The organism is Pseudomonas sp. 9AZ (genome assembly GCF_902506525.1).
In the GTDB taxonomy this organism is placed as follows: domain Bacteria; phylum Pseudomonadota; class Gammaproteobacteria; order Pseudomonadales; family Pseudomonadaceae; genus Aquipseudomonas; species Aquipseudomonas peli.
The window spans coordinates 457,387-476,780 of record NZ_LR733840.1 but is presented as its reverse complement, the minus strand read 5'-3'; the positions used below and the strand labels follow the sequence as shown (position 1 = coordinate 476,780).

Here is a 19,394-nt window from a genome sequence, read left to right as displayed (position 1 = left end):
GGCGGGCAGGGTTGGCTTTGTCCTCGGCAATAAAAAACCGCTCCGAAGAGCGGTTTTTTCAGCGAGGTAGCGCTTAACCGCCCAGATAGGCGTCGCGTACCTTTGGATCGTTGAGCAGTTGCTCACCGCTGCCTTGCATGACGATCCGGCCGTTCTCCAGGACATAGCCACGGTCGGCCAGCTTGAGCGCCTGGTTGGCGTTCTGCTCGACCAGGAACACCGTTACACCGTCCTTGCGCAGCTGTTCGATGATGTCGAAGATCTGCTGGATGATGATCGGGGCCAGACCCAACGACGGCTCGTCGAGCAGCAGCAGTTTGGGCTTGCTCATCAGCGCGCGGCCGATGGCGAGCATCTGCTGCTCACCGCCGGACATGGTGCCGGCGCGTTGGGCAAAGCGTTCCTTCAGGCGCGGGAACAGGTGCAGGACCTTGTCCAGCTGTTCCTGATTGTCGGCCTTGCTGCCGAAGAAGCCGCCCATCACCAGGTTTTCTTCCACGGTCAGGCGGGAGAACACCCGACGACCTTCCGGCACCACGGCAATGCTCTTGCGCATGATGCTCGAGGTGTCCTGGCCGATCAGCTCTTCACCCTGGTAGCGGATGCTGCCACTGCTCGCCTGGGGCGAGCCGCAGAGAGTCATCAGCAGGGTCGACTTGCCGGCACCGTTGGCGCCGATCAGGGTGACAATCTCACCCTGACGGACTTCGACGTTGACGTCATGCAGCGCCTGAATCTTGCCGTAGAAGGTGGAAACGTTCTCGAAATACAGCATCACGCTTCCCCCAAGTAGGCTTTGATCACGTCCGGGTTGGCGCGGATCTGTTCCGGCGTGCCGTCCGCCAGGGGCGTGCCCTGGTTGATCACGTAGATGTGGTCGGAAATGCTCATGACCAGCTTCATGTCGTGCTCAATTAGCAGCACGGTGACGTTGTGCTGGTCGCTGAGCACGCGGATCAGCGCCTTGAGGTCGTCGGTCTCGCGCGGGTTGAGGCCAGCGGCTGGCTCGTCGAGCATCAGGATGCTCGGGCGGGTCATCATGCAGCGGGCGATTTCCAGGCGACGTTGCTGACCGTAGGCCAGGGTGCCGGCCGTGCGGTTGGCAAACTCAGTCAGGTTGACCTGCTCCAGCCAGTGCGCGGCAAACTCCATGGCTTCGCGTTCGCTTTTACGAAACGCCGGGGTCTTCAGCAGGCCCGCCAGGTAGTTGGTGTTGAGGTGGCGGTGCTGAGCGACCAGCAGGTTTTCCACCGCCGTCATGTCCTTGAACAGACGCACGTTCTGGAACGTGCGCACCACGCCTTTGCGGGCGATCTTGTGGCCGGGCAGGCCTTCGATCTGCTCACCATTGAGGCGGATGCTGCCGCTGGTAGGCTGATAGAAGCCGGTCAGGCAGTTGAATACGGTGGTCTTGCCGGCGCCGTTCGGGCCGATCATCGACACAACCTGTTTTTCCTTGACCTGCAGGTTCACCCCGTTGACGGCCAGTAGGCCGCCGAAGCGCATGGACAGGCCGCTTACTTCTAGAATCGGGCGGCTCATTGCTTCAGCTCCAGGTGTGGACGTTGCATGGGCAGCAGACCCTGCGGACGCCAGATCATCATCAATACCATCAGGGCGCCGAACATCAGCATGCGGTATTCATTGAATTCACGCGCCAGTTCCGGCAGCAGAATCATCACGATGGCCGCGAGGATAATGCCGAGCTGCGAACCCATGCCGCCCAGTACGACGATGGCGAGGATGATCGCCGATTCGATAAAGGTAAACGACTGCGGGCTGACCAGGCCCTGACGCGCGGCGAAGAAGCTGCCGGCGAAACCAGCGAAGCAGGCGCCGATGGTGAAAGCCGAGAGCTTGATCGCGGTGGGGTTCATACCCAGGGCACGGCAGGCGATTTCGTCTTCACGCAGCGCTTCCCACGCGCGGCCGATCGGCATGCGCAGCAGGCGGTTGATCACGAACAGGGTCAACAGCACCAGCAGCAGGGCGATCAGGTAGAGGAAGATCACCTTGTTGATCGAGTTGTAAGCCACCCCGAAGTACTCGTGGAAGGTCTGCATGCCTTCAGCGGCCTTGCGGTCGAACGACAGGCCAAACAGCGTTGGCTTGGGGATCGAGCCGATGCCGTTCGGGCCACCGGTCAGCCAGGTCATGTTGTTCAGCAGGATGCGGATGATCTCGCCAAAACCCAGGGTCACGATGGCCAGGTAGTCGCCGCGCAGGCGCAGCACCGGGAAACCCAGGATAAAGCCGAAGAACGCCGCCATCAGGCCGGCAATCGGCAGACAGATCCAGAAGCTCAGGCCGAAGTAGAACGACAGCAGCGCGTAGCTGTAAGCGCCTACGGCGTAGAAGGCCACGTAGCCGAGGTCGAGCAGGCCGGCAAGACCGACCACTATGTTCAGGCCGAGGCCGAGCATCACGTAGATCAGGATCAGCGTGGCGATATCCACCGCACCACGCGAGCCGAAGAACGGCCAGGCCAGCGCAACGACGATCAGGCCAAGAACGATCCAGCGCTGGGTCGAGGGCAGGGTGAGGAACTCGCTGGCTTTGCCCGGCATGCTGGGCAGCTTGGGTGCATTGCTCCAGGCGGCGCTCAGGTGGTTGCGGAACAGTTGCCAGAAGAACATGGCAATCGAGCAGCCGAAGATGGTCCACAGCACGGCTGGGCTGGCGCCTTGCACTTCGAGCTTGATGCCGACAGTGGAGAGCTTCAGGCCGATAACCGGGTAGGCCACGGCCAGCACCAGCAAGGCGCTGAAGATCGCGGTTCTGAGGTTTTGGGTAATGGAGGTCTTCATACTTTTTCAACCTCCGGACGGCCGAGAATACCGGTTGGGCGGAACAGCAGCACCAGTACCAGCAGGCTGAAGGCCACCACGTCCTTGTACTGGTCGCCGAAGATATCGGCACCAAAAGCTTCGGCCACACCCAGCAGCAGACCACCGAGTACCGCTCCGGGAATGCTGCCGATACCGCCGAGTACCGCTGCGGTGAAGGCCTTGATCCCGGCGAGGAAGCCCAGGTGTGGATTGATCACGCCGTATTGCATGCCCAGCAGCACGGCGGCGATGGCAGCCAGTGCGGCGCCGATGACGAAGGTCAGGGCAATGATGTTGTTGGTGTTGATGCCCAGCAGGTTGGCCATCTTGATGTCTTCAGCGCAGGCGCGGCAGGCGCGGCCCAGGCGTGAACGGGAGATAAACAGCGTCAGGCCGACCATGACAAAGAAGGTGACGACGAAGATCAGTACCTGCATATAGGAAATCACCACGCCATTCATGGCGCTTTCGCCGAAGACGAAGTTGCCTGGTAGCAGGTTGGGGATCGATTTGTCCTTGGAGTCCTGCGCCAGGAGCACCTGGTTCTGCAGGAAGATCGACATGCCGATAGCGGAAATCAGCGGAATCAGACGGTTACCGCCGCGCAGAGGGCGGTAGGCGACCCGTTCGATGCTGTAGCCATAGGCGCTGGCGACAATGATGCTGGCGGCAAAGGCCGCAATCATCACGATGGGTAAACTGTCCAGGCCATACATGGCCAAGCCGGCGACCACAATGAAGGCTACGTACGAGCCAATCATGTAAACCTCGCCGTGGGCGAAGTTGATCATGCCGATAATGCCGTAAACCATGGTGTAGCCGATGGCGATCAAGGCATAGGTGCTGCCAACGGTCAGACCGTTAACCAGCTGTTGCAGGTAGTGATAAAGATCAGGCATTGCCTAACTCCTGGGTTGTCACGCAAGGCAGCGCTTTTGGCGCAGCATGCAACCGGAATTCTTCTAATAAACAAAACCCACTGCCGAAGCAGTGGGTTTTGGGTTCAGGCTAAGAGCTTACTTGGCTTCGGACTTGGTGCCGTCCTGGTGCCATTCGTAGACGACGAAGCTGAAGTCTTTCAGATCGCCCTTCTCGTCGAAGGCCAGGGTGCCAGTTGGGGTGTCGAAGCTGTTGGCGCGCAGGGCTGCGGCCACTTTAGCGGTGTCGTTGTCGCCAGCCTTGGTGATGCCTTCGGCGATCACTTGTACCGCGGCGTAAGCCGGGAACACGAACGGACCGCTGGAGTCTTCGTTTTTGGCTTTGAACGCATCAACCAGCGCCTTGTTGCGTGGGTCCTGGTCGAACGACTTCGGCAGAGTAACCAGCAGGCCTTCGGAAGCTGGGCCAGCGATGGCCGAGATTTCCTTGTTGCCAACGCCTTCTGGGCCCATGAACTTGGCGCTCAGACCTTTCTCAGCCGACTGACGCAGCAGCAGGCCCAGCTCTGGGTGGTAGCCACCGTAGTAGATGAAGTCCACACCGGCTTGCTTGAGCTTGGCGATCATTGCGGAGAAGTCTTTGTCGCCGGCGTTGATGCCTTCGAACATAACGACTTTGGTGCCTTTGCTTTCCAGAGTCTGCTTGACCGCGGTAGCAATGCCTTCACCGTACTGCTGCTTGTCGTGGATCACGGCAACCGCTTTCGGCTTGACGTGGTCAGCGATGAAGTTGCCAGCGGTTGGGCCTTGCAGGCTGTCCAGACCGATGGTGCGGAACACCAGCTCGTAACCGCGAGCGGTGATGTCCGGGCTGGTGGAAGCCGCGGTGACCATCAGAATGCCTTCGTCTTCGTAGATGTCGGACGCTGGCTGGGTGGAGCTGGAGCACAGGTGGCCAACTACGAATTTAACTTCGTCGTTGACGATTTTGTTAGCAACAGCAACGGCTTGCTTTGGATCGCAGGCATCGTCATACACCACGCCTTCGAGCATTGCGCCGTTCACCCCGCCGGCCTTGTTGATCTGCTCGATAGCCATTTTGGCGCCGATGAACTGCATTTCACCGTATTGCGCGACGGCGCCGGTGACTGGGCCTGCCAGGCCAATCTTGATGGTGTCAGCCGCTACCGAGTAGCTGGCAACGCCAGCCATGGCCATGGCGGCAAACAGTTTGGAAATCTGCTTAGTAGCCTTGTTCATAGTGCTCCACTCTTATTGGTTTTGATTGTTGTAGTTCTGGCGGCCAAAGCTGCAGAACCGGGTTGTTCCCCCGGTCATCCCCCCGGCAACTGTACCGGTGCAGTGTAGAGCGCGGCTTTGCGGCTTGAAAAGCGGCTTGCTGGGGGCAAAACCCTGAGGTGTCGCTTTAACGCAATAAACGTATAGAAAAACGGCGTGTCTTGATCGCCGTTGGCAACGTCGCGAACAGCGTTGCGAATTTGCCAGCGGGCTGGTCGACGCTATCATGGCGGCCGATTAAAAAAGCGGTCACCAATGACAGGGCAATCCATGACAGAACAACCTAGCACCCTCTATGCCAAGCTGCTTGGTGAAACTGCAGCTATTACCTGGCAGGAGCTACAACCTTTCTTCGCCCGTGGCGCCTTGCTGCTGGTCGACGGCACTCAGGATCTGATCGAAGTAGCGCAGGCTGTGGCGCAGAACGATCAGGAAAAAGTCGCCGCCTGGCTGGCTGCAGGTATCTTGAGCAAGGCTGACGACAGCCGCGCCGAAGACCTGCTAACCCGCGATCCAGAGCTGTGGGCGGTGGTAGTGGCGCCCTGGGTACTGGCGCAGGAACGCATTGAGCGAGCGCCGCTGCACTGATCTGGCGCGCGTATCACGCTTTATCCAGAGCAACTATGCTGGCAGCACCATGGACTGATTGCAGGAGCTGCCAGCATGTTTGAACCCGGACATCTGCATCGCGCCAATACCTTGGCTACGGCCGATGCGCCGCTGTTTAGTGTCGACTTGCATTACGAAGTACGCCAGGACCCGACCGAAGGCCCGATGTTGCACATGCGCATGCACGGTCAGGTGGAGGGTAAAGCGTTTGAGGAAATCTTCGAACTGCACCGCGATACCGCCTTCAACTTCGCCAGCGTGGCCACGCGCCTGGCGCACAAGCATGGCTTGCCGACCAACAGCAGCCTGATCATGCGCAGCCACGCCGAGTACGACCTGATGTTCGAAGACATCCGCGCCAAGCTCGGCGCGCAGAGCGGCGAGCCGGTCAACCTCGATCATCTGGAAAAAGACGGCCTGTAGGCCTGTTGCTCGGGCGTTGACTGGCGGGACAGGTTCCGCAGCCACTAGGTTAAGATGGCGACCATCAATGAGTCGGAGTCTGCCTATGTCCACCTCCCTTCCTGCTTTGGCATTTGCTGGTATTGGCCTGATGGGCCTGCCTATGACCCAGCGCTTGTTGGCCGCTGGTTATCCGCTGAGCGTGTGGAACCGTTCCCCTGATAAGTGCGCGCCACTGCAAGCGTTGGGGGCGCAGGTGATGACCAGCCCGGCGCAACTCTGTGCTCGGGCCGATATCGTCATGCTTTGCCTGGCCAATACTGAGGTGGTGCGCGAGGTGGTGTTTGGCCCTGGCGGCATCGCGGAAACGGCCAAGCCCGGACAGGTGTTGGTGGACTTCTCTAGTCTGGAACCGGCCGCCACCCGTGAGATGGCAGCTGAGTTGCACGCCCGTTGCGGCATGCACTGGGTCGATGCGCCCGTCTCTGGCGGCACGCCGGGTGCGGCCAATGGCACGTTGGCAATCATGGCCGGAGGGCGGGTTGAGGACATTGAACGCGTTAGGCCGATTCTCGCGCACCTGGGGCAACGCCTGACGCGCATGGGTGATGTCGGTGCGGGCCAGGTAACCAAAGTGTGCAACCAGATGATCGTTGCCTGTAATGCGTTGGTGATCGCCGAAGTAGTGGCCCTGGCCGAGCAGGCTGGGGTTGATGCCAGCTTGATTGCACCGGCGCTGGCCGGCGGTTTTGCCGATTCCAAACCGCTGCAGATTCTCGCGCCGCAGATGGCCGAGAGTCAGTTCGAGCCGGTTAAGTGGCATGTGCGCACTTTGCTCAAGGATCTCGACACGGCGGTCAAACTGTCGCAGCAGGTCGGCTCGGCTACACCGCTCAGCGGTCTGGCCGCGCAGCTGATGCGCCAACACGGCAGCCAGGGCAATCTGGAGCGTGACCCGGCGACGCTGGTGCAGCTGTATCGTGCGCAGCAGCCTCAAGAGCCACGGTCTTGAAGATCGCGGCCAACCTGTCGCTGCTGTTTACTGAGCTGCCGCTTATCGAACGAGTGGTGGCTGCCTCTGCAGCAGGCTTTGATGGCGTGGAAATCCAGTTTCCCTACGAGCTGCCGGCTATTGCTCTAAAAGAGGCGCTGGAGGCTGCGGGTATGCCACTGCGCCTGATCAACCTGCCAGCCGGCGACCTGATGAGCGGCGGGCCAGGTCTGGCTGCAGTGTCTGCGCGGCAGGCCGAGTTTGATGCTGCGTTGCAGCAGGCGTTGAGCTACGCCGCGATGGTGCGTCCGGCGTTGGTCAATGTGTTGCCGGGTCGCCTGGCTGAGGGCGTTAAGTCTGGGCAGGCGTTGGCCTGTTTGATCGCCAACCTGCGCAAGACCGCCGAAGCTTTTCAGCTATTGGGCATTGGCGTCGTGGTAGAAGCGATCAATCCGCTGGATATGCCCGGCTTTCTGATCAATACCCCGGCACAACTGGATGAGTTGCTCAGGGCTGTGGGCCATCCCAACCTGGCGGCGCAGTACGACCTCTACCATATGGCGCGGCAGGGCCTGGATATACAGGCTGGTATCGCGTTGTTGGCAGGGCGTATCGGCCATGTGCAGTTTGCCGATTACCCGGGGCGTGGTGCGCCGGGCCGCGGCGAGTTGCAGTTCGCGCCTTTGCTCAAGGCTTTGCGTGACGGTGGGTATGAGGGCTGGCTGGCAGCGGAATACCGACCGGGAGAGGCGGGCACCCAGGCCGGCCTGAACTGGCTGAGTGAATGGCGAGCCATGCTCGCCTGAGTGAGGCGCCTGTTTTTCGCAGCGACTGCAGCGAAAAACAGGCGCCTCGGCCTTACTCTTGCGGATCTTCTTGGTACTTATTGAGCGAGATAACCCGAGTCTTGCCGATGCGGTGACGGTAGATCTCGCGCAGGTACTTGATCGCTTTTTTAACGCTTTCACGGGACAGACGGATGTCGTTGATCGAGACGAATTTGTCCTGATCGTGGATCAGCTCGCGGTACTTCTTCTCGTACATCGGCTTGATCGCGTACCAGTTGGTGTCGAGGATTTTCGCCGGATTCTCGTACTCGTTGAGCATGGCGTCGACCCGTACTTCGTCGAACTCCTCGCTCATGATGAAATCGAGAATGGCGTTGTCCAGGCTTTCATCGAAACGATGCGGGTCGCGGGCGAAGCAGCGCTTGATAAAGGCCACGATCAGCGTCAGGAAGTCGTCCGACAGGCACGGGCTCTTGGCGATCAAGGTGGTCAACGACAGGTTGGCCGACGCGCCGATGACCAGTGCATAGCGCTTCAATGTGGTATTAGGGAACAAGCTATTGAGGTGGGTCTTCAGCCGGTTCAGGTCCATGTAGGACAGCTTGTAGTCTTTCGGCAGTGAAACGATCGACACCACCGAGGAGCAGTTCTTGAAGAAGTGCAGGTCACTGAGTTTGGCGGCGTTGTAATCGGACTTCTTGTACTCATCCAGCGCTTCGCGATACCGCTTGGACTCGATCGGCAGCAGGCTGATGCCCTCAATGGCCTGGGTGACCTTATTAAAGTGCGGCAGGTCGATGGAGCGGAAGAACAGGTCGTCGATATTCAGGCGTGACGGTTCTTTGTCCAGTACGCGGAATTTGTCCAGCGCGGCGGTGCTTTGTTCAGGCACCACTGATTCGGCATACGCCACCGCCACTGGGCCGGCCAAGCTCATAAACAGGTCGTTGGCGTCCAGGCGAATGGTTTCGCCGATGTCGATGCCCGCGCGGCGGAAGTAGTTCTGGTCGTAGTCGGTGGTCACCGCCTGGGCGGTGAGGATGTTGAAGATTTGCTGCGAGATGTACTGGTTGGCGTGACGCTCCATGGCGTTGACGTCGATGTTCTGGATATTGCCGTCATCGCTTTCCTCGGCGTAACGCATGATGTCGTTGGAAATCAGCATCATGGCGTTCCATGGGCGGATGCGGCGCATCACGCTTTCTTCGCTGTTCTCTTCATTGTCGAAGTTGTAGGAGAAATCCCATTCCTCGGCGAGGTACTTACACAGCAGGCGACCGGCGTTGATGTGCAGGGCTTCGGACATCTCGCTGCGTTGGTCGGAGATGTTCGGCAGGATGCAGATGCCGCTTGTGAAGATCGGCTCGAAGACAAAGCTGTGGTCGCGGTTTTCCGGGGTTTCGTCGAAGCTCTTGGTGTCGAAGGTCTTGCTCATGTAGGCGAATTGCTGGGCCAGGCCGAACTCTGAGGCCATGCCCGAACCGGTGCCGCCGCCGGCGCTGAAAATGTAGAAGTACAGGCGCGACTGATTGGCCTTGATGCCGCAGGAGTCGATCAGGTAGCTGTGAATGAATTTCCAGTCTTCATTGGTAAAGCGCTGGGTATCCTTGTTGAGGATGATCTTGGCCAGGTATTGCCCGAGGATCGGCGCGTTACCGGCGCCGCCGGCATGCACCTCGGAGAGGTCCATGATCTTCATCTTGCTGTAGTCGCTGAGGAAACCGCTGGTTTCGCCCTTGCGCGAGAAGCGGATGCGCCCCTCGATGTCCTTGTCCAGATCGCCGAGCATGACCAGTGGCTCGATCAGAAATACTGGCTTGCTGTCCTTGCTCGGTGCGCGCAATAGGTTGCTGCGAATCCAGCGGGTCGGGCGGAAGTCCTGTTCGGCAACGGTTTTTTCTTCGCTTTTGAATTCGCTCAGGTAGAACTGCCGAGCGTTGTAGACCAGTGAGGCGACATCTAGGGCGATGTTCGAGCCGCAGCGGCCAAGGCCAATCAGGCACACCGATGGGAAATGCTGTACCCGTCGGTCGTTCTCTTCGTCATGTGGCGCTGGAGGAAAGACCAGGCTGCGCAAGCCGTCGAGGTTGTCGAGGATGCGATCAATGTCGCGCTCGGTGAAATACATGTATTGCTCACCGCTGCTGTCGATGCGCACCGGTACCAGCGGTGCGGGGGGCGGCAACGGTTCAAGCGGGGCCAGCAGCGTATCAGCCAAGCCCGCCAGTGTGGCTTCGGTCGCAGGTGGGGTCACAGCGTCTTTTTTTGTTTTCATTTGGAGACAGTCCGGCGGCTAACGAGGGTGGAGCGGCAAATGGCCACATTTCGCTCAACAGGCTTGTTTGTAGCATGAAAAATGGAAAATCTCGCGGTTTCACATGGTTTTACTTAGGCATATTCGGAGTTTTTCCGATGCGCTTTGTGACCTGGGTGCTTGCTCGGGCGCCCATTACCCGGCATACACACCACAAATAGTCACAGACAGCATAGTCGCAAGGCTCTAGATTGCGCCTTCACGTGCTGGATACAGCGGTTGGCCAAGCGTCACCGACTTGCTTCGATAACAACAATAGAGATGGATTCCATGCAGCAGCAGTCCCTTCAAGCGACGAATGCCTGGCGCATTCTGTTCCTGCTTTTTCTCGCCAACCTGTTCAACTTCTTCGATCGCACCATTCCGGCGATCATCATTGAGCCCATCCGCATGGAGTGGAATCTCAGTGATTTGCAGCTGGGCTTGATCGGTACCGCCTTTACCATCGTCTATGCGATTGCCGGCATCCCGCTTGGGCGCATGGCCGATACCGGTGCGCGGCGCAAGATCATGGGTTGGGGCCTGGCGGTCTGGAGTGGCCTGACGGCGGTCAACGGTCTGGCCTGGAACTTCTGGAGCTTCCTGCTGATTCGCATGGGCGTCGGCATTGGTGAGGCCAGTTATGCACCGGCGGCCAACTCGCTGATCGGCGATCTGTTCCCAGCGCACAAACGTGCGCGGGCCATGGGCATCTTTATGCTCGGCCTGCCGATTGGCCTGCTGCTGGCGTTTTTCACCATTGGTGCGATGGTCAAGGCGTTCGACAGCTGGCGTGCCCCCTTCTTTATTGCCGCTGTGCCGGGACTGATCCTCGCTCTGTTTATGTTCTTTATTAAAGAACCCAAGCGCGGCGCGGCCGAACTGGTGCAATCGCGTACTACGCCGGTGGAAAAACCCCTGCGCAAGGTCATGGCGATCCGTACCTTCTGGTGGCTGGTGATGGCCGGCCTGGCCTTCAACTTCGCCACCTATGCCTGCAACTCGTTCATGGTGCCGATGCTGCAACGCTACTTCCTGATGCCGCTGGAGCAGGCCGCGATGGCCACCGGGGTAATCGTTGGGTTAACCGGCCTGGTTGGCCTGACCTTGGGCGGCTGGCTGGCGGACAAGATTCACCAGCGCTGGCAGACCGGCCGCCTGCTGTTTGCCGCACTGAGCATGTTGATTGCCTCTGTCGCCACGGGCTACGCCCTGCTGGCCGGGCAAATTGAAATCGCTGTGTTCGTGGCGCTGTTCAGCATTGGCTGGCTGTTTGCATACAACTTCTACACCTGCGTTTACACCGCGATTCAGGATGTGATCGAGCCCCGCCTGCGTGCCACTGCCATGGCGCTGTTCTTCGCCGGGCTGTATCTGCTTGGTGGCGGCCTTGGCCCATTGGCTGTGGGTATGCTGTCGGATCACTACTCCCATGCAGCAATGCTCGCCGCTGGGGCCAGTGAAATGAACGAAACCTTCAAGGCGGTTGGCCTGCATAACGCCATGTATCTGATTCCCGTGGCCTTGATGCTGACCATGGTGGCGCTGTTGCAAGCCTCACGCTGCTTCGTCGCCGATGCGGCCAAGATGCAGCAGGGTATGACTGAGGCGGTGCCTGCCTGACCCCAAAAAAAGGCCCGCATCTGCGGGCCTTTTGTTTTCTCGGCGAAATTAACCGGCAACCAAGACGCGTATGGCTTCCAGGCGCAACGCCGCCTTGTCGAGCATAGCCAGGCCTTGCTCGCGCAGCTGGCGCAGTGCGTTCAGTTCGCTGTCGCGCACGCTGGGGTTGACCGCTTGCAGGGCGATCAGGCGCGCCAGCTCTTCATCGGTTTCGGCGGCCAGGCGACGCTTGGCTTCGTCGACGCGCGCCGTGTGGCGTTCAGCAACCTTGCCTTCCCCGGCATTAATTAGCGGGTTGAGGCTGTCGCGCTGGGCCTGAACAAACTTGTTGGCACTGGCGCGCGGCACAGGCTCCAGCTGCTCGTTGAGCTTCTCGAACGAAACCTTGGCCGCCAGGTCGTTGCCGTTGGCATCGAGCAGGCAGCGCAGGGCGATCGGCGGCAGGTAGCGGCCCAGTTGCAGGGTGCGCGGCGCCACCACTTCGCTGACATAGAGCAGTTCCAACAACACGGTGCCGGGTTTCAGCGCCTTGTTCTTGATCAGCGCCACGCCGGTGTTGCCCATCGAGCCGGAGCGCACCAGGTCCATGCCGCCTTGCACCATGGGGTGTTCCCAGGTGAGGAACTGCATGTCTTCGCGGGCCAGGGCCAGGTCGCGGTCATAGGTGATGGTCACGCCTTCGTCGTCGCCCAGGGGGAAGCTGGCATCCAGCATCTTTTCGCTGGGACGCAGGATCAGCGCGTTGTCGGAATGGTCTTCGCTGTCGATACCAAAGGCGTCGAACAACTGCTCCATATAGATCGGCAGTGCGAACTGGTCATCCTGCTCGAGGATCGCCTCAACCAATGCCTCGCCTTCGCCAGCACCGCCGGAGTTGAGTTCCAGCAGGCGGTCGCGGCCTGCGTGCAACTCACCTTCCAGGCGAATGCGCTCAGCTTTGGCGTCATCAACCAGCGCTTGCCATTCACCGTCATCGCCGCTTTCCAGCAGCGGCAGCAGGCGGCTGCCGAACTGGTGCTGCAGGGCGTTGCCGGTTGGGCAGGTGGCGAGGAAGGCGTTCAGCGCCTGGTGATACCACTGGAATAGGCGTTCTTGCGGGCTGTTTTCCAGGTAGGGCACATGCAGCTGGATACGGTGCTTCTGACCAATACGGTCGAGGCGGCCGATGCGCTGCTCAAGCAAATCAGGGTGAGCCGGCAGGTCGAACAGCACCAGGTGGTGGGCAAACTGAAAGTTACGACCTTCCGAGCCGATTTCCGAGCAGATCAGCACCTGGGCACCGAACTCTTCGTCGGCGAAGTAGGCCGCCGCGCGGTCGCGCTCCAGGATGCTCATGCCTTCATGGAACACCGTAGCCGGGATGCCTTTGCGCACGCGCAGGGCGTCTTCCAGGTCCATTGCGGTCTCGGCATGGGCACAGATCACCAGCACCTTGAATTTTTTGAGCATCTTAAGGGTGTCGATCAGCCACTCGACGCGCGGGTCGAATTTCCACCAACGCTGCTCTTCATCGACATCCGGCTGCGCCTGGTAGCTGACTTCCGGGTACAGGTCAGCGTGCTCGCCAATCGGCAGCTCCATATATTCATCGGGGCTGGCCAACGGGTAGGGGTGCACTTCACGGTCCGGAAAACCCTGCACGGCGGCGCGGGTGTTACGGAACAACAGGCGACCGGTGCCATGGCGATCCAGCAACTCGCGCACCAGGCGCGCGGAGGCTTCGCTGTCACCGGCGTTGACCGCAGCCAGCAGCTCTTCACCGCCGGCGCCGAGGAAATCATGAATGGTTTTGTGTGCGGCATCCGACAAGCGGCCCTGGTCGAGCAGTTCCTGCACGGCTTCGGCAATCGGCTTGTAGTGCTCACTTTCGGCGCGGAAGGCGGCCAGATCATGGAAGCGGTTCGGGTCGAGCAGGCGCAGGCGGGCAAAGTGGCTGTCCTGACCGAGCTGTTCCGGGGTCGCGGTGAGCAGCAGCACGCCCGGGATGACCTGAGCCAGCTGTTCGACTAGGGCGTACTCGGGGCTAGCGTGTTCCGGATGCCAAACCAGGTGGTGCGCTTCGTCGACCACCATCAAGTCCCAGCCAGCGGCAAACAGCGCGTCCTGGGCCTTTTCGTCCTCGCACAGCCATTCCAGCGCGACCAAGGCCAGCTGGCAGTCTTCAAACGGGTTGCTGGCATCGCTTTCGATAAAGCGCTCTTCATCGAACAGCGCGACATCCAGGTTGAAGCGTCGGCGCATTTCCACCAGCCACTGGTGCTGGAGGTTTTCCGGTACCAGGATCAGCACCCGGCTGGCGCGCCCTGAGAGCAGTTGACGGTGGATCACCAGGCCTGCTTCGATGGTTTTGCCCAGGCCCACTTCGTCGGCCAGCAATACGCGCGGGGCGATACGGTCGGCGACTTCGCGGGCGATGTGCAGCTGGTGCGCAATCGGTTGCGCACGCACGCCGCCCAGACCCCAGAGGCTGGATTGCAACTGACGGCTGGTGTAATCCAGGGTGTGGTAGCGCAGGGCGAACCAGGGCAGCGGGTCGATCTGCCCGGCAAACAGGCGATCACTGGCCAGACGGAACTGGATAAAGTTCGACAGCTGGGTTTCCGGCAGCGTAACGCTTTCATGCTGTGCATTGAGGCCGTGATAGACCAGCAGGCCGTCGATGTCGTCGACTTCCTGTACGGTCAGTTTCCAGCCTTCGAAGTGGGTGATCTCATCGCCCGGCGAAAAGCGTACGCGGGTCAACGGCGCATTGCGCAGGGCGTACTGGCGGGTTTCGCCAGTGGCCGGGTAGAGCACGGTAAGCATGCGGCCGTCCTGCATCAGAACGGTTCCCAGCCCCAGCTCCGCTTCGCTGTCACTGATCCAGCGTTGCCCCGGTTCATACTGCGCCATGCTTGTCTCCCGCGTGAAAAAGCCGACTATGTTAACGCAGCGTCGGGCCGTGGCCAAAGGCGCATTGCTACGCATCGGGCACTTTGTGTGATTAGGTTGATCAAAAGTGTAGCGAGGCAAGGCTCAAGTCGCGGCTTGGCTGGCCGACAGTCTGACCAAAGGAGGGCTAAATAGATGCTGCCGCCGATCCCACACAGTCTGGTTCCGGTTACCGTCCAGCAGGACGTGGTCAAGCCGCGCCCGGAAATCCCGCCGGTTACGGCGTCTGCGGAAAGCTCCAAGGAAAGTGGCGTGAGCCTGGATAAACGCCACCCGCAGGAAGCGGAAATGCTGTTGCGCGAAGAACAGCGCCGTCGCCAGCGCCGTCACGGCTACACACCGGAAGAACTGGCCGAAGGTGAAGTGGCCGAGGCCGATGAGGCGGTGGTCAGTGAACTGCCACGTCAGGGTTTGTGGGTGGATGTGGAAGTCTGAGCTGGGCACACTAGGTGTTCCGCCTGTTCGAGTTTTGTTCCGTGGATCTATTTGCCGACAGCCCGTTGCAGTTGCCTGATGCTGACTTGCAGTTGCACGCGAGCTGGCTTGATGCAGCCACCGCCGATCATTGGCTGGCCGAGTTGAGTGCGCAGACGCCCTGGCAGCAGCCGCAGGTGCAGATATATGGGCGGCAACTGCCGGTGCCGCGATTGGTGGCTTGGTACGGTGACGACGAGGCCAGTTATCGCTATTCCGGGTTGACCCATCAGCCGTTGCCCTGGACGCCGCTGCTGGCGCAGATTCGTGCGCAGGTGGAGCGGGCAGTGGGGCAACCACTGAATGGCGTGTTGCTCAATTATTACCGTGATGGGCAGGACTCCATGGGCTGGCACAGTGATGATGAGGCCGAGTTGGGTGCCAACCCGCTAATCGTCTCGCTGAATCTGGGTGGCACCCGGCGCTTTGATCTGCGCCGAAAAGGGCAGAGCCGCATCGAACACTCATTGCCGCTGCCGCATGGTTCGCTGCTGGTCATGCGCGGGCCAACCCAGCATTATTGGCAGCATCAAGTGGCGAAGACGCGCAGCGCCTGCGCGCCACGCCTGAACCTGACCTTTCGTTTGATCAAGCCGAGACCATGAGCAAAGACGACAAGCTGATTGATTTCGCCGCCGAGCGCGACAAGCGCATCCATGACCTGCGCGACAAGAAACTCAATGAAATGCGCGATGCCTTCGAACAGGCCCTGCCGCTGCCCAAAGGCAAGAAAAAGCCCAAGGGCAAACCGAAAAAGCCTTGAGGCGGCTCCTTCACAGGCTGATTTGTTGATCTGGATCAGCTAATCAAAGCCTCATCTGGCCCGCGCCCGCCGCTTGTTGATCTGGATCAATGGCGCCCCTGCAGCCCCTGTTAACTTGAAGCCATACCCACACAGGCTTCACAGCAGGAGGCAACCATGTTTATCGATGTCGTAGTTCTCGCCGGTATCGGCACCGTCGGTCTGATGGTCGCCTTCTTCGCCGGTGTCGGTTATTTCATCTGGCAGGATTCGCACAAGCGCAAGCAGGGCTGATTCTGCTGTCAGGGGCACGCAAGGCAATTTGGGCGACTTCGGTCGCCCTTTTTTATGGCTGTTTCTCAACGTCAGTTAACAGGGCTTATATTTTATTGCAGGCATTCGCTTGTATGGCTATTTCGCTCAGTAACGACGATAGGCAGCGTTAATGTGACAGTTACGCCAGTCGTGGTGGAGTGCCAGAGAACTTCAGCGCCTATTGAAGCAGCGCGACGCTGTTGATTCTTAAGCCCTTTACCGTTAATTAGCGCGGACTGTTCTGCGCTAAAACCCTGGCCGTTATCTATGATGATGACTCTGATATGAGTCGAATCAGAAGATGTGGTGATGCGAATTTCCGTGGCATTGGTGTGTTTGATAATGTTGGAGAATGTCTCTTGAAGAATGCGCAAGATATGCAGCGCATTGCGCGGGTCAAGCCAGTCAAGTGCGGGAACATTTTGAATATCCCAGCGCAAGCGAATCCCGGCACTTTCCAGTCGCGGTGTTAAGCGGAATCTTAATGTGGCCATCAACAGTAATAAGTCGGCCTCTACGGGTTCCATCGAGTCAATAGTCAGTTTCAGGTCTTCAATGCAGTTTTTCAGGACGTCGGTCAGTGAAGATGCATCAAGATGACCTTTTTCAGCCTCAAGCAATGCAATGATCAATGATGAGCCCATGCCGTCGTGCATATCTTGCATGAGGCGTTGCCGCTCTTTGCTGAGTGTCTGGCGATGTTCTATTACGCGTAGGCGTTGATGGCTTTTCTTTAACTCATCTTCGCGCTCTTGCAGGCGAAAGGCCAAACTGGCATTGGTCATTTTGACATTGTCATTGGCCTTGAGAAAACGTCGAAAAATAATATGCATTACAATCAGGAAGGCGCCAATATTGCTGTAAGGCCCCAAGTAAATAGATTCGATACTTAAATAATTATTTTGCAGTAGCCAGTCATGGCAACCCAGCAACATGCCTGCTATCGCCCATCCGCTTAACAACAAGCCATCATTGCAGCGCGCCTGCCAAGACTGATAGGCGCCAACCCCTGCCACTAAAGAGCCTGTAATAATTAGCGCGCAGTAGATCAGTGGTGACAGGGCATAGGCATTCAGCAGCCCGGACAGCAGCGGCAGCGTAAGCACGCCGGCCAAAAGAGTAACCAAGGTGACAAGCGTACTCAGCCTTCCGGTCGGGCGATGGTGCAGGCTGCGTAGGAAGAAGTGAGTAACTAGCACCATCCAGAACAGCGCGTTGATTGTTAGCCAGCTAAACCAAGATTCCGGTATGGGTAGTTCAGTTTCACCCACGTAATAGTGCAGGGTGCGAATAAAGGATGCCGTTGAAATAAAGAAAAACAGCAAGTACGAGTGTTCGTGACGTGATTTGCACCAAACAAAAAATGAAAATAAGCCGACGGCTAGAAATACCACGCTGCTGGTATACGGCAACTGAACCTGCAGTAAATGCCGAAGCCGATAACGCCAGTTCAGGCTGCTGCTGTCTTGAACCCATATCGATGAAATACCGCCACCCGAATCGCTTGGGCGTTGGATGCGCAAGAGAATAACGCGTGGGCGTGGAGTGTCGGCTGTTGCATTTAAAGAAATACTAAGGGGGATATTCCAGCCATTCCAGTACACACCGCTATGCGACATATAAATAAGCTGGCCGTCTGCGTAGATGGCCAAGTTGCCGTCGGTTTTCCAACGTGGAATGTAAAGTTGTTGTTGTGATTCTGATGTTGAGGCGGGCAGTTGCAGGCGATACCAGGTTTCTATCGTCGGTGTTTTAGCGTTTTCATGCTCGGCTGAAGTGGGCAGCAATTGCCGGGTCAGGGCGTGCGGCAATGTAACCGTGGTCCAATTGTCAGGCAGCAGTTTCTCATCAACCCGTTGGGGTGGGGCGCTAAAACCCTGACTGGGGATGTTTAATAGTTGCGCGCTGGTAATGTGTAAGGATTCTGTTGCAGCCACTGCCGGAATACAGAGCGTTAGCAGTGCAGTTGTCAGCAATACGATCCCTGGCCATTGCTTAAGCACCTAGCAACCCTTGGCTGCGCGCTTCATAGATGGCTTCTGTTTTCGAGCTCACTTCAAGCTTCTTATAAATTCGCCGTACAAAGGTCAGCACCGTATGGCGTGATACGCCCATCAGCCCGGCAATCTCATCCGAATTAAAGCCTTTGGTGATGTACTCCAGCACCTGCTGTTCTCGGGTGGACAAGCGCGCGCGGGCAGCGTTGGCTGCGGTGGGTGCAAGGGGCTGTGTCGTGTCTGGTTGGCGAAAGCGCATGAGGATCTGCCGGGCGATCAGCGGGCTGACCGGGCTGCCGCCTTGGTGCAGGCTGCGGATTTCCGCGGCAATGCTGGCGGTGCTGCTGTCTTTAAGCAGATAGCCCGTTGCGCCGGCCTCAAGCGACTGCATCACATGCATCTCATCGCCAAAGGCGGTGCTGACCATGATGTTGCACTCGGGCCATTTGGCATGGGCGGCACGGATAACATCAATGCCCGAGCCGTCCGGCAGGCCTAGATCAACCAACAGAACATCCGCCGGCGCATGGTCGAGGATGTTTAAGCCTTCAATGCGCGTGCTCAACACGGCCACCAATTGCATATCGGTTGCTGTGGTGAAGGTTTGCCGCAGTGCTTGCTGAAAGGTTACATCGTCCTCAACCAGGATCACTCGAATCGGCATGCTGTCATTTTCGCTGCGCATCTTGATCCTGAATGAGACGAGTTCATTGCTGCGATAGTAGCGCAGCTCTACAGGCGGTATTGCCTTTACGGCTCAAGGCGGCAGCTTTATCTGTAGCTATAAGTGGGGACATACGGTGCGGGTTGCTCTCGCTTAGCATCGGTATACGAGAACGGTGCCTATGGCAGGGCGCCGGTCATCACCGCCCAGGTCAGTGAGTGGTTACGCCAGCAACCCTCCACCAAAACACACTCGGCCCAGACCAGAGGAAGCACCATGTCCATTAAGTTGCGCGCCCGCCAGTTGGGCCAAGGCATGACCGAGTACATCATCATCGTGGCCCTGATCGCGATCTCGGCCATCGTGGTTTACAACCTGTTCGGCAGCACCGTGCGCGAGCAGGTCGGTGACATGGCGGCGGAGTTGGGCGGTGGCGAAGCCAAGCAAGCGGCCGCCACAACAGGTACCGAAGCGCAGACAGCCGCTGGCGCCAAGCACAACTTGAGCAGTTTCAAGCAAGACGAACGCAAGTAATACGCGGCTGATCCCCCGGTTGTGAG

The 19,394-nt window shown here is 58.8% G+C and carries 19 protein-coding genes; 10 read left to right on the top strand and 9 right to left on the bottom strand.

Going from position 1 to position 19,394, the window contains the following annotated elements; translation table 11 throughout:
• Positions 1–73: 73 nt before the first annotated feature.
• The 5 genes from ALTER154_RS02330 to ALTER154_RS02310 form a co-directional block, all read right to left on the bottom strand.
• On the bottom strand, positions 74–775 hold the full coding sequence (locus tag ALTER154_RS02330) for an ABC transporter ATP-binding protein (protein WP_160085098.1): 702 nt from the start codon (positions 773–775) through the stop codon (positions 74–76).
• Positions 775–1,542 (bottom strand): high-affinity branched-chain amino acid ABC transporter ATP-binding protein LivG, encoded by a 768-nt coding sequence (gene livG / locus ALTER154_RS02325; RefSeq protein ID WP_090248317.1) that lies wholly within the window; start codon positions 1,540–1,542, stop codon positions 775–777. Before livG ends, ALTER154_RS02330 begins: the two co-directional genes overlap by 1 nt.
• On the bottom strand, positions 1,539–2,807 hold the full coding sequence (locus ALTER154_RS02320; RefSeq protein ID WP_178093306.1) for a high-affinity branched-chain amino acid ABC transporter permease LivM: 1,269 nt from the start codon (positions 2,805–2,807) through the stop codon (positions 1,539–1,541). Before ALTER154_RS02320 ends, livG begins: the two co-directional genes overlap by 4 nt.
• Positions 2,804–3,727, bottom strand: a complete 924-nt coding sequence (gene livH / locus ALTER154_RS02315; protein ID WP_090248315.1) for a high-affinity branched-chain amino acid ABC transporter permease LivH — start codon at positions 3,725–3,727, stop codon at positions 2,804–2,806. Before livH ends, ALTER154_RS02320 begins: the two co-directional genes overlap by 4 nt.
• A gap of 117 nt (positions 3,728–3,844) precedes the next feature.
• Positions 3,845–4,966, bottom strand: a complete 1,122-nt coding sequence (locus ALTER154_RS02310; RefSeq protein WP_160085097.1) for a branched-chain amino acid ABC transporter substrate-binding protein — start codon at positions 4,964–4,966, stop codon at positions 3,845–3,847.
• Between the two features lie 309 nt (positions 4,967–5,275).
• On the opposite strand from ALTER154_RS02310, the gene ALTER154_RS02305 reads away from it, so the two are divergent.
• From ALTER154_RS02305 to ALTER154_RS02290, 4 genes are all read left to right on the top strand, one after another.
• Positions 5,276–5,593 carry a DUF2288 domain-containing protein gene (locus ALTER154_RS02305; RefSeq protein ID WP_160085096.1) on the top strand — a complete coding sequence of 106 codons (318 nt, stop codon included), beginning with the start codon at positions 5,276–5,278 and terminating at the stop codon, positions 5,591–5,593.
• Positions 5,594–5,668: 75 nt separating this feature from the next.
• Positions 5,669–6,037: a DUF5064 family protein gene (locus ALTER154_RS02300; RefSeq protein WP_160085095.1), complete on the top strand. Its 369-nt coding sequence runs from the start codon at positions 5,669–5,671 to the stop codon at positions 6,035–6,037.
• A gap of 85 nt (positions 6,038–6,122) precedes the next feature.
• Complete coding sequence (locus ALTER154_RS02295) at positions 6,123–7,028, top strand: NAD(P)-dependent oxidoreductase (RefSeq protein ID WP_160085094.1); 906 nt, start codon at positions 6,123–6,125, stop codon at positions 7,026–7,028.
• Entirely contained in the window at positions 7,025–7,813 is a 789-nt protein-coding gene (locus ALTER154_RS02290; RefSeq protein ID WP_160085093.1) for a hydroxypyruvate isomerase family protein, read from the top strand. The genes ALTER154_RS02295 and ALTER154_RS02290 overlap by 4 nt, the downstream gene beginning before the upstream one ends.
• Positions 7,814–7,865: 52 nt before the next feature.
• On the opposite strand, the gene ALTER154_RS02285 is transcribed toward ALTER154_RS02290, so the two are convergent.
• Complete coding sequence (locus ALTER154_RS02285) at positions 7,866–10,070, bottom strand: hypothetical protein (protein WP_090248305.1); 2,205 nt, start codon at positions 10,068–10,070, stop codon at positions 7,866–7,868.
• Between the two features lie 309 nt (positions 10,071–10,379).
• On the opposite strand from ALTER154_RS02285, the gene ALTER154_RS02280 reads away from it, so the two are divergent.
• Positions 10,380–11,711 (top strand): MFS transporter, encoded by a 1,332-nt coding sequence (locus tag ALTER154_RS02280; protein ID WP_160085092.1) that lies wholly within the window; start codon positions 10,380–10,382, stop codon positions 11,709–11,711.
• Between the two features lie 48 nt (positions 11,712–11,759).
• Here the strand turns inward: ALTER154_RS02280 and rapA are convergent, their stop codons facing one another.
• Positions 11,760–14,603, bottom strand: a complete 2,844-nt coding sequence (rapA, locus tag ALTER154_RS02275; protein WP_160085091.1) for an RNA polymerase-associated protein RapA — start codon at positions 14,601–14,603, stop codon at positions 11,760–11,762.
• Between the two features lie 174 nt (positions 14,604–14,777).
• On the opposite strand from rapA, the gene ALTER154_RS02270 reads away from it, so the two are divergent.
• The 4 genes from ALTER154_RS02270 to ccoM all read left to right on the top strand — a co-directional run bounded on the left by ALTER154_RS02270 (position 14,778) and on the right by ccoM (position 16,152).
• Positions 14,778–15,077, top strand: a complete 300-nt coding sequence (locus ALTER154_RS02270; RefSeq protein ID WP_090248302.1) for an aspartate-semialdehyde dehydrogenase — start codon at positions 14,778–14,780, stop codon at positions 15,075–15,077.
• A gap of 41 nt (positions 15,078–15,118) precedes the next feature.
• Entirely contained in the window at positions 15,119–15,721 is a 603-nt protein-coding gene (locus ALTER154_RS02265; protein ID WP_160085090.1) for an alpha-ketoglutarate-dependent dioxygenase AlkB, read from the top strand.
• Positions 15,718–15,879: a hypothetical protein gene (locus ALTER154_RS02260; RefSeq protein ID WP_090248299.1), complete on the top strand. Its 162-nt coding sequence runs from the start codon at positions 15,718–15,720 to the stop codon at positions 15,877–15,879. Before ALTER154_RS02265 ends, ALTER154_RS02260 begins: the two co-directional genes overlap by 4 nt.
• A 156-nt stretch (positions 15,880–16,035) precedes the next feature.
• Complete coding sequence (gene ccoM, locus ALTER154_RS21110) at positions 16,036–16,152, top strand: cytochrome c oxidase subunit CcoM (RefSeq protein WP_275941110.1); 117 nt, start codon at positions 16,036–16,038, stop codon at positions 16,150–16,152.
• Between the two features lie 92 nt (positions 16,153–16,244).
• Here ccoM and ALTER154_RS02255 read toward each other — a convergent pair whose 3' ends face one another.
• Both ALTER154_RS02255 and ALTER154_RS02250 read right to left on the bottom strand, forming a co-directional pair.
• The gene (locus tag ALTER154_RS02255; protein ID WP_160085089.1) at positions 16,245–18,176 is read right to left on the bottom strand and encodes a sensor histidine kinase; all 1,932 of its coding nucleotides are present in this window, start codon (positions 18,174–18,176) and stop codon (positions 16,245–16,247) included.
• Entirely contained in the window at positions 18,169–18,855 is a 687-nt protein-coding gene (locus tag ALTER154_RS02250) for a response regulator transcription factor (RefSeq protein WP_160085088.1), read from the bottom strand. The genes ALTER154_RS02255 and ALTER154_RS02250 overlap by 8 nt, the downstream gene beginning before the upstream one ends.
• A 255-nt stretch (positions 18,856–19,110) precedes the next feature.
• Between ALTER154_RS02250 and ALTER154_RS02245 the strand changes: the two genes are divergently transcribed.
• Positions 19,111–19,368, top strand: a complete 258-nt coding sequence (locus tag ALTER154_RS02245) for a Flp family type IVb pilin (RefSeq protein ID WP_218585070.1) — start codon at positions 19,111–19,113, stop codon at positions 19,366–19,368.
• Positions 19,369–19,394 lie beyond the last annotated feature (26 nt).